Annotated in this window: 10 protein-coding genes; 6 read left to right on the top strand and 4 right to left on the bottom strand. The window is 49.5% G+C overall.

Translation table 11 applies throughout. The features are described 5' to 3' along the window. Positions 1–121: 121 nt before the first annotated feature. The 5 genes from AAC022_RS09900 to AAC022_RS09880 all read left to right on the top strand — a co-directional run bounded on the left by AAC022_RS09900 (position 122) and on the right by AAC022_RS09880 (position 7,002). The gene (locus tag AAC022_RS09900) at positions 122–985 is read left to right on the top strand and encodes a hypothetical protein (protein WP_339730529.1); all 864 of its coding nucleotides are present in this window, start codon (positions 122–124) and stop codon (positions 983–985) included. 60 nt (positions 986–1,045) lie between these two features. Continuing rightward, positions 1,046–2,266 (top strand): sialidase family protein, encoded by a 1,221-nt coding sequence (locus AAC022_RS09895; RefSeq protein ID WP_339730527.1) that lies wholly within the window; start codon positions 1,046–1,048, stop codon positions 2,264–2,266. A gap of 595 nt (positions 2,267–2,861) precedes the next feature. Beyond that, the gene (locus AAC022_RS09890; RefSeq protein WP_339730526.1) at positions 2,862–4,214 is read left to right on the top strand and encodes a hypothetical protein; all 1,353 of its coding nucleotides are present in this window, start codon (positions 2,862–2,864) and stop codon (positions 4,212–4,214) included. A 91-nt stretch (positions 4,215–4,305) separates the two neighbouring features. Next, positions 4,306–6,414, top strand: a complete 2,109-nt coding sequence (locus AAC022_RS09885; RefSeq protein ID WP_339730525.1) for a PQQ-binding-like beta-propeller repeat protein — start codon at positions 4,306–4,308, stop codon at positions 6,412–6,414. 66 nt (positions 6,415–6,480) lie between these two features. After that, positions 6,481–7,002, top strand: a complete 522-nt coding sequence (locus AAC022_RS09880; RefSeq protein WP_339730524.1) for an SMI1/KNR4 family protein — start codon at positions 6,481–6,483, stop codon at positions 7,000–7,002. 12 nt (positions 7,003–7,014) lie between these two features. On the opposite strand, the gene AAC022_RS09875 is transcribed toward AAC022_RS09880, so the two are convergent. From AAC022_RS09875 to AAC022_RS09865, 3 genes are all read right to left on the bottom strand, one after another. Continuing rightward, positions 7,015–10,296 (bottom strand): DUF6797 domain-containing protein, encoded by a 3,282-nt coding sequence (locus AAC022_RS09875; protein WP_339730522.1) that lies wholly within the window; start codon positions 10,294–10,296, stop codon positions 7,015–7,017. Between the two features lie 243 nt (positions 10,297–10,539). Then, positions 10,540–10,971: a hypothetical protein gene (locus tag AAC022_RS09870; protein WP_339730520.1), complete on the bottom strand. Its 432-nt coding sequence runs from the start codon at positions 10,969–10,971 to the stop codon at positions 10,540–10,542. A 500-nt stretch (positions 10,972–11,471) separates the two neighbouring features. Then, positions 11,472–12,173 carry an EF-hand domain-containing protein gene (locus AAC022_RS09865; RefSeq protein ID WP_339730518.1) on the bottom strand — a complete coding sequence of 234 codons (702 nt, stop codon included), beginning with the start codon at positions 12,171–12,173 and terminating at the stop codon, positions 11,472–11,474. Between the two features lie 349 nt (positions 12,174–12,522). Between AAC022_RS09865 and AAC022_RS09860 the strand changes: the two genes are divergently transcribed. Next, positions 12,523–13,137: a hypothetical protein gene (locus tag AAC022_RS09860; RefSeq protein ID WP_339730516.1), complete on the top strand. Its 615-nt coding sequence runs from the start codon at positions 12,523–12,525 to the stop codon at positions 13,135–13,137. Between the two features lie 172 nt (positions 13,138–13,309). Here the strand turns inward: AAC022_RS09860 and AAC022_RS09855 are convergent, their stop codons facing one another. Continuing rightward, positions 13,310–14,431 (bottom strand): hypothetical protein, encoded by a 1,122-nt coding sequence (locus AAC022_RS09855; protein WP_339730514.1) that lies wholly within the window; start codon positions 14,429–14,431, stop codon positions 13,310–13,312. Positions 14,432–14,565 lie beyond the last annotated feature (134 nt).

Below are 14,565 nucleotides of genomic sequence, written 5' to 3'. Positions count from 1 at the left end.
AAGGGAATATAAACGAGAAAGACGGTGTTTTGTTTTCGTTGCAGAGGTGACTTTACTTCCAGAACCGGGTATTTTAAGACCTGCTTTCTTTTGTTAAATCACCACTGAGGAAATGACACTGATGCGATTCAAGACGTTACCACTGGGACTGCTGCTGCTTTTGATCAGTACGTCTGCAGTCGGTCAATCTTTAAAACCCAAACCCGATGCCCAGACTAAATCTGAGGTCACGTTCTATGTGATGGGAGATGTCCCCTATAAGCCGGCGGAAGATTCGCATCTGCCACAGCAAATGACCGCGATTCCCGGCGATGCCGCATTTGTGGTTCATCTCGGCGATATCAAAGGGGGCGCCTCACTGTGTGACGAAGCCGTCTATAACAAGGTGTTTGGAATGCTCAGCCAGTCGCAGAAGCCCGTGTTTATCATTCCCGGCGACAACGAATGGAACGACTGCACCGATCCTGATCAGGCCTGGAAGTTATGGGAAAAGTACTTTATGCGGTTTGATCGGCGCTGGCAGCATCGTCTGCCAGTCTTTCGGCAGCTGGAACGCGAAGAGAACTTTTCCTTTGTGAAGGGCGGCGTCTTGTTTGTGGGATTGAACATCGTCGGTGGTCGCGTTCACGATGCGGCAGAATGGAAACAACGACACGCAGACGGCCTCGACTGGGTTCGTCGTAACCTGAGTCGCTTCGGCGCGGATGTCAGTAGCCTGGTGGTTTTCGGTCATGCCAAACCAATCAAAGTTCATAACGACTTTTTTGATCCCTTCAATGAAGTTGCTACTGCATTCCAGAAACCCATTCTTTACATTCACGGCGATGGACACGTCTGGATCTATGACCGACCGTTTGCCGCCAAGAATATTTTACGCGTCGAAGTCGATCAGGGGGGCATCGCGCCGCCGTTGAAGGTGACCGTGACTGGAGACAAAACCAATCCCTTTCAGTTTGATCGGCGAAATGGAAAACCGGCAAAATAACAACCGTATCGATGTAGAATGATGAGATCTCAACAACTCTAGAATCAAAGTCAAACCAAAATGAAGTGCACGATCAGTCTGTTTGTCATCAATCTTACTATTGTTTCGGTCCTTTTTGCAGCGGATCCCGTTTCAAAGAATCCGGCCGAGATTAAACGCATGGAACAGATCGCCGATCTGGCTCTGATTCCTCCCACATTGAATACATCGCCTCTTCCCGATTACGATTATGATCGGCTCGATTACGGCATGGCAATCGGCATAGAGCGAACACCGGGCGGGCGTCTCTGGGCCTGTTGGGTTGCCGGCGGTGACAGCCCCAAGGCGTTTTTCGTGTTGGCGTCCAGTGATGATGACGGCGAACACTGGTCACATCCGCGGCTGGTTCTCGATTCACATTCGCCCGCGCATCCCGTGGATCGCAGCATTCTGGTGGGCAATCTTTGGACCGATCCGACGGGCCGTTTGTGGCTGATCTTTGATCAATCGATGCATATGTTCGACGGGCGGGCAGGGGTCTGGGCCACCATTTGTGAAAACCCGGATGCGGAGAATCCCGTCTGGTCCAAGCCACGTCGAATCTGGCATGGCGTGACCTTGAACAAACCGACGGTCCTGTCGAATGGGGAGTGGATGCTCCCGATCTCACTGGATCAACGCACCGGTTTTGGACCGTTCAAAGGCTGCTTTAAAAAACTCGATCCCTTCCGTGGTGCGAATGTTTTTGTTTCGAAAGATCAAGGCACGACTTGGGAACGCCGTGGTGCCGCGCGGTTTCCTAACCCCGACTGGCATGAGCATATGATTGTGGAACGCAAAGAGGGCTCCCTCTGGATGCTGGCCCGCACGGCGAAAGGCATTATGCAGACAACGTCAACGGATGGCGGACGAACTTGGGCTACTCCCACAAAACCTGCCAATATCAAACAGCCCAACGCGCGGTTTCACATCCGACGTCTCGCTTCTGGCCGAATCTTGTTGATCAAACACGGCGATCGGATCGACGCACATCACGGACGCGTACAACTCAGCGCCTGGCTCTCCGAAGATGATGGTCAGACATGGAAAGGGGGATTGATCCTCGATGAGCGAAAAGGAATTTCCTATCCCGACGGATTTCAGGCACCGGACGGCACACTTTATATTTCCTATGACCGCAACCGGGCCACCGATGGCGAGATCCTGCTGGCTCGTTTCACAGAGGAAGATATTCTTGCAAAGAAACTGGTTGGTCCGAAGTCAAAGCTGAAGATGTTGATCAGCCGCCCTTTGGCACCTTAAGTTCCCCAGCTTCTTATGTATAATCTTTGATGTCTTCCGTCTGTGAGCAGATCCAAGAGTGAATCTAACGTGAGATGGGATCATCTATGTTTAAGTTTGCCAAAATCTAAATAGCATTCTCGAAGCGTGTTCCCTCGTGAGATGGTCCCTGGCTGCTCAGGTATTTTTGAATAATCGAGAAATGTGATCAGAAATCTGAATAAAAGAGGCAGTGAGATTTGTCTTAATAATTTAGATAGTATTGGTTCTGGATTCTGCGCTCGTTTGATGAGTCTTTGTTCGGAACATGTTACTGCTCAAAAAAATGATCTGAATTGATTTCGCAAAAATAGACGAAGAATGTTTGACTATCTGAGAAAACGACATATTATACGCCTGTGTAGTTTTTCGCTCGACAGTAGATCCAAAGAAGTTTTTCTCTTTGGTTTTTTCCAATCGGGACAACTTTAAGTCCATCCTTTTCTAAGATTGAGCCGTTGTGTGCGAATGCTTTCGAGATGCAACGATTTGTTTTCAATAATGAACCAGGGTTTCTTCGAGCGGAATTCGAAGCGAATCCCTGACCAAATTCACTTTTCCCCTTTGGAGAACAGCGATGCGCGATTCTCATTTGACTCACTGGATGCGGCAGTCAGTTTTTCTCGGTTGTTGTTTCAGTCTGGCTGTCATCAGCGTGGGTGAAGCCGCGGAACCCAAAATTACATCTCCGCTCAAGGCCAAACCGGTTCAAGTAAAGATTCAAGTGCAGAATGGACAAGTCGTTGTCCCTCTGATTTCTAAGCAGGCGACCCCTAAGAAAGCGGAGTCGGTTAAAGTTCCTGAAGGGACGCACAAGCAGATTGCTGTGATCGAGGTCGGCAGCAAATTGAATCCCGGCATGCGAATCAATACGTTCTGTATGGATAAAGCAGGTAATCTTCTAGCCGCCTGTGGTAGTGGTCCCGGCGAAATTCGGGTATTTAATCCAGACGGTCAGCTACTCGAAACCTGGAACGTTCCCATCTCCCCGGAAGCCATCAATGTAGACCAGGACGGGACCGTCTACGTCGCCGGAAGTGGCAAGCTGCTCAAGCTCGACAGCAAAGGGAAAGTTCTCATGACAAAAGATGCCCCACATGCCAAGGCGGTCAAAGAGGGCAACGCTAAACTGCGCGATCAGGTGGTACAGCAAATGAAAACGAGATCCACCTCCGTTGTCAGTATGATTCCACGACTCGAAAAAATGATTCAGCAGGTCAAGGGTAAAAACAAGACGTTGACTGAGCTGGATAAGAAACGAATTCTGTCTTACGAACGGATTCTGGAACAATACAAGAAGATGGAACTGACGGCAAAGAAGAGTAAGCAGCCGACAGAGCAACAGATCGATGACCAGGTGGCAGCGATGTCAAAACGAAAATTACGAGTCTCATCCCTTTCCGCCAATGAGAAAGAGATTTTCATTGCCTGCTCCGCGATTCAAGGCTACGGCTATGAAGTCTGGCGGACGGATAAAAACTTTGATAACCCGAGTGTGATTGTCAAAGGTCTCCGCGGTTGCTGCGGCCAGATGGATGTGCAATGTAACAACGACGGGATCTTTGTCGCGGAAAACTCACGGCACCGTGTGAATCATTATGATCGCGATGGAAAATTGATCAAACATTGGGGAAACCGGGATCGCAAGGGAGTTGAAGGGTTCGGCAGTTGCTGTAACCCGATGAATGTCGCTGTCGGTAGGGCCGGTGAAGTTTATACGGCGGAATCGAACTTGGGATATATCAAACGTTATTCGGCTGATGGAAAGTATCTCGATTTTGTGGGAAAAGTGAAATTGGTTCCCGGCTGTAAGAACGTTTCGATCATGGTCTCTCCAGACGGGGATCGGGTTTACATGATGGATCTCACCCGCAATCACATCATCGTCATGGCTCGCAAACCAACCGCCACAGTGAGTACAGGAAAGTAAACAGGCTCAGGCTGGCAAGTTCGCGATCACGTTCTGTGTGTAACAGCGAACTTTCAGCCTGTTGTCACTCATCTGAATGAGGAGAGATAAAGTGACGTTCAAACAGATTTCATTTCACCTGATGTCGCTGATGTTGTTTGTGGCTTTCGGGGGACCATCCACTTTTGCGGGCGAAAACAGACCTGCCAAAGAGGTCAGCCCACAACCGTTGATGCTGATTGTGATGGATCCGCTGGCGGCGCCGCTCTCCTGTCCTTGTGTGAAAGGGTATGCCCAGCGCGACTATGAGAAGCTGGGTGAATTTCTGGCGAAGCAACTGGGCCGCAAAGTCGAGGTGAAATTTTCGGAATCACTGGCAAAAGTGGTACCGGAAAAAGTGAACGATCAACCCTGGTTGATTATTGGCAAGCAGTCTGTGGTTCGCGCTGATGCAGGCGCTTTGAAACTGAAGGTGCAGGCAATTGCCCGTCTGTCTGATCTGAAGGGGGCAACCACCCAAACCGGTTTGATTGTGGTTCCCACGAAGGATCCCGCGAAAACCGCCCAAGACCTGCAGGGCTATCGGATTTTCTTCGGGCCTTCGGAATGTGATGAAAAGCATCTCGCCGCCATGGACATTTTAAGAAAGGCCCACGTCACGATTCCCGAAAAACTGGAAATCAGCGCAGCTTGCAGTGATGGGGCCTGCAAAATTCTGGAGTTTGACAAAGACGTGCGTGCAGCCGCCGTGATATCCAGCTACGCCAAGCCACTCCTGCAGGGGTGTGGCACGATCAAAAAAGGAGATCTGCGGGTTGTGGCCGAAACAAAACCGGTTCCCTTTATCACCGCTTATGTGGGCGGGAATCTGAATACGACCGAGCGAAAGGAAATCAGCACGGCACTGATGAATGTGGTGACGCAGCCGGAACTCTGTCAGTCCTTAGAATCCCTGTTGGGTTTTGTGCCCCTCGAAAATTCGGCGGACGCATCCAAACCAGCCACAGCGGCTGGTAAAAAAAAAATAGCCGAACCGGGGGATAAACAGTCCACTTCAGTCTGGCCCGGCTGGCTTGGCCCCCAGCGAAATGGTTCAGTACCGCAACTGCCAGCGTCACTGCCCGCAACTGCGAACCGCATTTGGGATTATACTCTCGCCTTCTCCGGCTTGGGGGGAATTGCCGCGACCGAGACCAAGGTGATCTTTGGTGATCGGGGGCTGGATAACCAGACCGACCTCTTCCGCTGTCTGTCAGCCAATGATGGAAAAGTGCAATGGGTTTTGGAATATCTGGCGCCGGGAGAACTTGATTATGGTACCACTCCTCGTGCCACGCCGCTGATTTACGGCGAGCTCGTTTTTCTGCTCGGCGCTTTTGGTGATCTACATTGCGTGGAACTTGCGACAGGAAATATCGTCTGGAAGAAAAATCTATATCTGGAGTACGGCGTGGTAGAAACGCCGACCTGGGGCACCTGTTCGTCTCCTTTGATCGTGGAGAACCGGCTGATTGTGAATCCCGGTGCGAAGGAAGCCTCGCTGGTTGCCCTCAATCCACAGACCGGGAAAACGTTATGGCAAACTCCTGGCGCAGAAGCCGGCTATGGTTCGCTCATCGTCGGGAAATTTGGTGGGCGACTCCAGATCGTAGGCCACGATGCCGTTTCACTGGGAGGCTGGGATATCAAAACCGGACAAAGGCTATGGACCGTGGTCCCGGAATTTACGGGAGACTTTAATGTTCCCACGCCTCTGGCTTTGGATGGGAAGCTATTGGTCACCACGGAAAATAATGGGACGCGCCTGTATGGCTTTGATCAAAACGGAATCATTAAACCGAAGCCGCTGGCTGTGAATGAAGATCTGAACCCCGATATGAGTACGCCGATCCAAATTGGCGATCAAGTGTATTGCGTGTGGAATGAGATGTACTGCTTGAATTGGAAAAATGGCTTGAAAACGTCTTGGTACGGGGATGACAAAGCGTTCGGAGATTATGCCGCCTTAATCACTGATTCCAAACGGATTCTCGTGATCGGCAAAGGAGGCCAGTTAGTGCTGGTCGATGGCACAGCGAAGCAATTCAAAGTCGTCTCGCGGCTGGATCTTTTTCCCAGTCCGAGTAATGAGAATATCTTTTCCCACTGTGCCCTCGTCCGTAACCGCCTTTATCTGCGTGGCGAAAGCGAGTTAATCTGCGTTGATCTGGCTGGTCGATAATTCGTGGAAGTGGTACCATTTTATCTCAGTATCGTATTGGGATAGAAACCGAAACGGAGAAACGGTATGTCAAACCTGAAAGACGTAATCACGCAAATTGCTGATTTAACTATTGAAGATGAGGATGGTGAAGAGTGTGAGATTGAGCTCGAAGACCCCGCTTCAGCCGAGGAGCTAATCGCAATTTCAGAGACTATTCCGCTCAATGCAGAACTGATCGACTTTTATTCGACGACGAACGGGATGCTATTGTTCTCAGAAGAAATCTATGATCTGGAAGTTTTAAACTTCGATCGGGAAAGTGGTGTGATCACAATTCATAACTGGGGAAATGGTGATTTTACATGTATCGCAACACCGAAGTCAGAGTTTCCGGAAGGAACAGTCCTGTTCATGAACCATTCGCCGGATGTGCTGGTGCCGATTGCCGCTTCGCTCAGTGAGTGGATTCTGAAGGTCGTTGCAGAATACCAGGAAAAGGGAGCGTTAATGCACCCGGGTGATTACTTTCAGTCCCCGGACGAGCCTGGTCTTTACAGTCATGTTATCGAAAGTCTACGAGGTCGTGACTGCGAGTTGAATGGGTGATTCAGGTTTGTCTTACCCACCTTTGGGAACGCCGTTGATGGTCCAGTAGATCTCTTCGCGAAACGATTGCCCCTGTTGGTCTTTCAGGTTCAACTTTAGATGCACCTGATTGACTGGTTTGAGATCAGGCACGGTTAGCTTGACACTCTTACCGTCTGCGGAGAGAGTCACTTTTGTGATATTCATGCTTTCTTTGCCCGGTCGATCCGTGGTCGGTGAAAACATGTCGGAGCCGTAGTTAGGACGCCAATGGTAGTTCCAATGTTCGGCGAGATATGAATTCAAGTCGGTGGCGGTCGTTGGGTCGAGGGGGAAATTGAAACTCAGCCGTAAACCATCCGGTTCCACCTGACAATCCGTGACCAGCGAAACCGGTTTCCCGGTATAGCGCAGTCGTTGAATGCCTTGATCGACGAGTCCCGGTCGGCCGCCACCATTCCAACCATCCAGACCGACCGCATACACCTGACCGTCAGCCGGATTCACCCGCGCCCGATGAATGCCAGCGCTGAAATCAAAGGGTAATTTGATGATTGCGGCTTGACTGACATCATCTAAATCCTGAAGCATCAGGTAATACAACCAGCCTTTACCAAAGCTGGTATGGAGTAATCGCCCGGAAAGCGGTCCCCAGCGCGGATCATCCACCCACACTTGTCCTCCCGATGAATTATCGAAACTTTGGGGCATCCAAATCAGCGGCTGATCAAACGATTTTGGCGGCACCACTTTACGATGATCGATCCGCCCGCCGTCGGGAGCCCAGCCATTTCCCCCTGAGTGTGTTTGCACATAACCATAAAAACCACTCGGCTTCACCAGGCTGATTTTGGAAGCCGGAATCCAGTTGCCCTGGTTGTCACTAACCGTCATCCGGTTATCAGGCAACATCCCCATTCCGTTCGGCGTGCGAAATCCCGTGCAGTAAACGTCGCGTTGTTTTCCGTCGGGTGAGACTTTAATCACCGCCCCCGGCAACGCATAGCTCGTATACTGGCCGCATTTCGCGTAATAAAAATTACCTTCCGTATCGGTGTGCAAATCAAAATTAAACGAGTGGAAGAAGCGGGAGACATCGGTGTCAGCCGAAAAACTTTCGTAGAAATCGGCTTCACCATCTTGATTCAAATCATGCAGACGCGTCAATCGATCTTTGCAGGTGACATAGATCAGATCGTTCACAACCTTCACGCCAAACGGTTCATACAGTCCGCCTGCAAAGCGTTTCCATTTCACGTTCAACAAACCATCATCGATACCGGAAACAATCCAGATATCGCCGCCATGGGTTGAGACCACCATCCGACCATCGGGAAAGAAGTCGAGCGCCGAGGTCCGAAACCAGGTGTTCCAGGGAGTGGCTTCCGGGATACTGATCGTGTCCAGAACATAAGCACCCCGTTCTAGCCCCCGATAACCAACGGTCTTCAATACATTGGGCCAGTTGGCGGGGCCGCCGTGTGTGAAGGACTGGGGATCGGCGTGAGTCGCGGCTTTGTCCTGTTTCACGAGTGTTTTAAGCGATTGTAAATCGTCTGACCCGCTTCCTGAAAAACAAATGATTTCAACGAGACGAGGCTTGTCATCCTCTGGGATCATCAATACCAGCCGTTGTTGAGAGTCAACTTGCCAGGTCATCCCGCTTACATCACCGGTGACCGCGGATGCGGTAAAGGGGCCGAGCTGGGTTCCCTGTGACCGACCACTAATGGCAATCGCGTTCTTCGCTGAGCCCTGTTTCTGTTGAGGCTGCGTCTCGTTACCAGTCAATACGCCAGAAACGTTTGCTTCAGTCTTATCAGATATTGCCGTTGCCAGCACTAAAGCGGTTCCGGGATTGATACGTAAGGTGTGACGTACCGCAGAAATTCCATCGACTGCTTGCGGCAACTCGGTGATCTCGCGGCCATCAATTTGATATGAGAGCACCAGCTGTTTGCCGTGTAGATAATGACCGTGATAATCGAGCCATTTTTTCGGCAGCGGCCCCCGTGGTCTCAGATTGTCTCGCGGATAATCGAGCGTCCCATTGTGACCCCACTGCCAGCCCGCCAGTCTCGTTAAGCGTTTTCCCTGCGGCTGAGGCACGCCTTCACCGCGGCCGCGAATATGTTGTGTCTGACTTAAATCGAGAAAACCGCCTTGCCAGATCCCGGCCTGATTCAGTGTGTGCAGGTCATAGGAAATTGTCGTTGCCTCATCCAGTTTGACAGTCAACGCGCTGGTGGTGATCCGTCCCAGTTGCGAAGCCAGCGCCGGACCAAAGTCGCGTTCGACATTCAGATCGAATTCACCTGACTTGGTTCCTTTGGGGAGACTCTTGCGATATTCCTCAGTCACTGCGGCGTAAGCGGGATTCCTCTGTTTCATAAAGGCTTCACGAATGTAATGCACCACCTGATAACGTTCTTTCGGGCTGAGGTGCTGCATCGGCCCCATCAGGCCGTTTCCTTTTGAGAGCGTCAAAAACATCCGGTAAGGATCAGCGCCGAATTTCAAAGGCTGTGAGCCGAACGCACGCGCCGTGGGCAGCGAGGGAGTGTTTCCATCCGCACCATGACAGTTTTTACACAGGCCATGAAAGATCCGTTTTCCTGACTCAAAATCCCGTTGATTCATCCGCTGCAGAATTCCCGCATGGTCCAGGTTTTGGGTGTCGTCTTTGACAATCAGTTCTTCCGCCGAGGGTTTCAGTTCTGCTGCACGTTTGACACCGCCGCGGGCTATTTGGAATATATAACTGACTAAATCATAGAACTCGGCCTGATTTTTCAATGTCGCCACCAGTCCGGCGGGCATCATGGATTTCTTGCCGACGGATTGATCATCAATGTCCTGTTTGGGGACCACAATCTCCTGTTCGAGATTTGCGGCATCACGCAATACCAGCGAATCCTTTCGATCTTCAGCGACCAGACCGGAAACCAGTTTCCCGTCGCTTTTCAGGATTGTGACCGTCTCAAACCCTTGTTTGATTTTCTTCGACGGAAAGAGAATCGATTCGAGCAGATACTCATCGGTAAGCATTTGATCGGTCTTTGTCAGATCGGGGCCCAGTGGGGTTACCTCTTTCCCGCTGTCATGGCATTTGATGCAGGCTGCCACCGATTTATAAAAAATCAAAGCCCCTCGTTTCGGATTCCCCCGTCGACGGACTTCTGTTGCCAGTTGTTCCAGCGGAGCCTGTTTGAGTTGTATTTCGAGTGGACTTGCCGGCGATTGTGCATCGGCAGATGGCATCAGTGGAGCTGTCAAGCAGCAGGCTGCCAGAAAAGAGCGCAGGATCAAATTCATGGAAGTGACCTTCATCAGCGATGTTTCTCAGGTTATCAAGTTGGGGAGAAAGACAGCAGTATTACTACTATCTTAGAAGAGATACTGACAACATTCCAGAATAGAACGTCGAAGAGATGAGGAGATTTTCTGTGCCTGTCTTGATTACAGGTAATGTAAGCTGCTGTGGTCGAAGAAAAAGTTCCCATTCTCTCTCGTTACAGGAGAATCATGGAATGGGAAGACTTTGGCAATTTTCAAAGTCTAGGAATCGATTTTTCTGAGAAACTTTAATCCGTACTCCCAAAAATCCACATCGGGAATTTTGCGTTTACGAACAATTTCTGAATCGAACCAGCTATATTCATCTTCCTGAACTGTGAATCCTACCAGGATATTATGTTTTCCAAGACTGCCGGGGAAGAGGAAGGATGCTCCTGCTTGGCTGATGGACCAGCATAATGCTGCCGATGTTTCTTCATTACGAATATCACAAACATGCTCTACTTCTGACTGTAACGAAACGATCAATGTGCCGCGAATCGTCTGTCTGGCATGCTTACGTTGTTTCGCAAACTGAATTGTACTCTTTTGTTCCATTTTTTCCAACAACGCAAGAAAACGCGCAGCGGCACGTTCTTCTGTTCTTGTGACTGGAAATTTTAAGTCGTTAATGTTTGTGGAGAGTGATTGCATAAAAGAAGCCACCTTCTAGACTGGATTGCAGGATCACAATTGTTGATCACTTACACTTAACTTAATCCCTATGCGGGTGACTCCAACAGACATTTTCAGTGATAGCGCACGATGAGGGGAATTATGCGTACTATTTAGATATTGCTGTTATTGTTCTTTCATTGCGTATTTTTATTACAATCCGTACTAGATGAAAAATAGAAACGTGTTGAGAACCATGGTTGATTGTCAGATCCTATTTTATTTCGATCGTTAGTGCTGGAACCCATTCTTCCGTTTTATCTGCCCTCGGAACTGTCGGATATTCCTCCTTTTTAAAATCGTTTCACGTTTTCTGAAGATTGAAAACTGGCGCATAAAAAGTGCCAGGAATCTCTTGTTGACCGGTAAAGCGACTGCAGAACACGAACTCGGAACTCGAAACTACAGTCACCCCAAGGAGTACACCACCAAAGTCGTTAATTGATTCCTGGCACCAAAGCCTCTCACTGTGTACATTCTTAAAGCGCGGGTTTTTGAATTCGCGGAGGTTGCTCCGGATTCAATTTGCCTTTGATACGTTCGAGAATCGCAGCTTGTTCCTCAGCGTCGATCGAGCCATCCATGTTCGAATCAAGAGTTCGAAACAGCCGTTGGAGTGGTCTCGGAACTTCGGTCCGACTGATGGTGTTATCCTGGTTTCGATCCAGTCGCTGGAAAATATCCGCATTGAGACCAATCCCGTTTGCCTTGGGGCTTCCCGTTAGAATTCTGGTACGATCAATCACCGCCATCTGTTCCAGCCGATTCAACATGCCGTCACCGTTGGCGTCAGCATTGGCGATCCGGTTTTGCATTTGTGCAGGGACCTCATTTGGTACGATCATACCATCCCGGTTGCGATCCATTTGAAGCAACATCTGGGTGACCAGTTCGGTGGTATCTGTTGTGGTAGCCTGGCCGCCCGTTCCGCCGCCCATTCCACCACCACGCATTTGATTGCCGCCACCTCCCTGTTGGCATTGACCGCCTCCGCCTTGTCCCATCTGCTGACCCCCGCCGCGCGGGCCGCCGCCCCCTTGTTGCCCTCCGGCTCCCTGTTGGCCACCACCTCCGCGTTGGCCTCCAGCGCCGCCTCGGCCACCACCACCACGCTGGGCATACGCATCACTGGCAAAAATCATCAGTGCAAACAAAGTGAGTAGAAAAGCAAATTTTCGCATACGAAGAATCCCCCTGTCGGACTACAATTGTGAAACCTCAAAAATCCCGTCGGCCCGATCGGGTGATAAACTGATCGCGAATCGAATTCACGGTCAGAGATACGTTGTTTCGTTGATGAAAATAAATGAGATGGGATTGATCAAACATTGTGTAGACACTGTAGACCCTAATAGAATAAAGACTTATGGAATACAGATATGCCAGGTGCAGTGCTACCTCTATTCTATTAAACGTAACGTGACTCTTGATTGCTACTAAAAAATTCAGAGAAAATGGAATTGAAAGCATTACGTAAACAAGAGATAACTAATTCAGGCAGGCGTTTGTTGATGACTGTTGATCACATAAATGATCGATAATGTGAAGCGGATACCCGGAAGAGACTGGAAGCAGAATTACGAGCAGACCGTAATCGATCTAATTCACGAGTATTTCCCACCGATTGAGTACTTGATCGAGATTGATGGAACGCAGTTAGTACGAACGGAAGATGCTGAATGCGACGAAATCATACGGGACTTTTCTCATAAAACCTGGGATCAGCTGGATCACCGGTTGATCACGTATCATCAGGAGGCACCGCTCTTGATGTCATATGCAGGTTTCCTGAAATTCCTGCCTGCCTTTTTAGTTGACTTGTTCCATGCAGATACACAGGTCTTGCACATTGTCTGGAATAGTCTGCTGGAATTTCAGTTCGAGGCACGACCCGCGCATTCACCTTATGAATTAAACGACGATCAGATCTTGTGCTGTATTCTGTCGTTTGTCAGTTCCAGTGATTTTCCTCTGGAGACGATGATGCCACGCCGCACCGCAGAGGAATATTTTCACAATCCCAGCCCGGAAGCCGCCTTGAATATGCTGACCCTGGGACTGCCCCACGAACGCATTACCGCGATCCAGTCTCGGATCGAACAGATTAATGATTGTTTCGTGCGAGAGCACTGGGATGAGGGGTAGATTCCTAGTGGAGCGTCATTTTTAAATATTGGGTTGATAGATATCACGAGAGTGCGACAACGGAGCACGTAAACAACACCCTCAACCCTCAATTCCTAGCTTGACAAAGCACTAGAAGCAGTCTCAAAATGTCAATAAAAGTGAATTGTATTAAGAATCATGGCAGTCTTTATCATTGCTGCTGCAGGTAATTGACCATGTCGATCAGTACCCAGCCTTGTTGACCATTGTTTAACAGCCAGTAGCCCGATGCCCCCGATTTGTCTCCATCTGTCACGTTGCTGGGATGAAACTGTCGATTCTCTTCAAAATATTCCTTCGCGACAGCCGAGCAGTTTTGTGAAAGCTTAATCGTTCCGTCAAAGATTTCCACTTCTCCCAGCCCGCCACCTCCGCCTCGAAAATTTGTGACATCAATCCGTACCTGATCGAACCGGACATGGGGAGGCTTCACCGTCGCGCTTGCGGGGGCATCAATCAGCCAGGGTAGTTGAACGGACTTCCGCCACACGGACTTACCTTGATACAACAGTGTTACGATGCACGCGAGTGTTCCCCGATCACCATAACTTCCGTTATGTTGATTCCAGATTACAATTTTATCTGCTTCCAACACAAGCTGTTGAAGTTGCTTGTCTCGATAGACTCGCTGTTCTGGCGTCAGAAAAGGACGTGCTAATATATACCAGTAACGTCCTCGCAAATGATAGGCTTTTCGAAGCGGTCCTTTTTCTTGTGAAGCCTGTTCCCACCAGGCATCAGCAAGTTTCATTCTTTCGGTCGGAGTCACGGGGCGCTTCAAATCAGACAGCACGGTCTGCCGCAGCTCAGGAGAATCGGACTTGGAGAGTAGCAGTAAACCCTTGCCCCAGTCCCCTTTCTCGAGACAGTAGAAATTTCCGATGGCTTTTAATGCCTCGGGATCGTTGGAATTCTTTTTTAGAGCAGCATACTCCCGGTGAAGTTTAGCAAACTCGCGATTGAGTCGATTCACTTCTTTGATTTTCGCCAGAATTTCTGCTTTCAGTAATTTATTTCGTGACTTCAAATATTCAACGCGTAATTTTGATAGTAGTTTGAGCGCCTGATCGTAATCGTCATGGTCTAATGCCTGCGTTACCTTTGAAAACTCCAGAGGGACTTCCTGATCAAAAGGATCCGACGCAGGCGGTGTTTGTGCGAAAACCTCTGGAAGAGTTGGAACCGATAGCAGTAATAGAACGAGTGAGAACATCACAACACGATGACCGCAGTCGGGGCGATGTACGTAGGGAAGAGTAGGAAACAATATCATCAGTAGCGAATTCCACGAATTGTAGTTGAATCACGGGAGAGAGCAGAAAAGGATCTGAAAGCGCATCTCAAAAAACTTTATCTGACTTAATTTCATATGAGGTTATGTTCTTTGAACACCATAAAGGACAGTGC

Source organism: uncultured Gimesia sp. (assembly GCF_963976445.1).
Taxonomy (GTDB): Bacteria; Planctomycetota; Planctomycetia; order Planctomycetales; family Planctomycetaceae; genus Gimesia.
The sequence above is the reverse complement of the archived record's forward strand: the minus strand, read 5'-3'. Positions and strand labels throughout refer to the sequence as shown.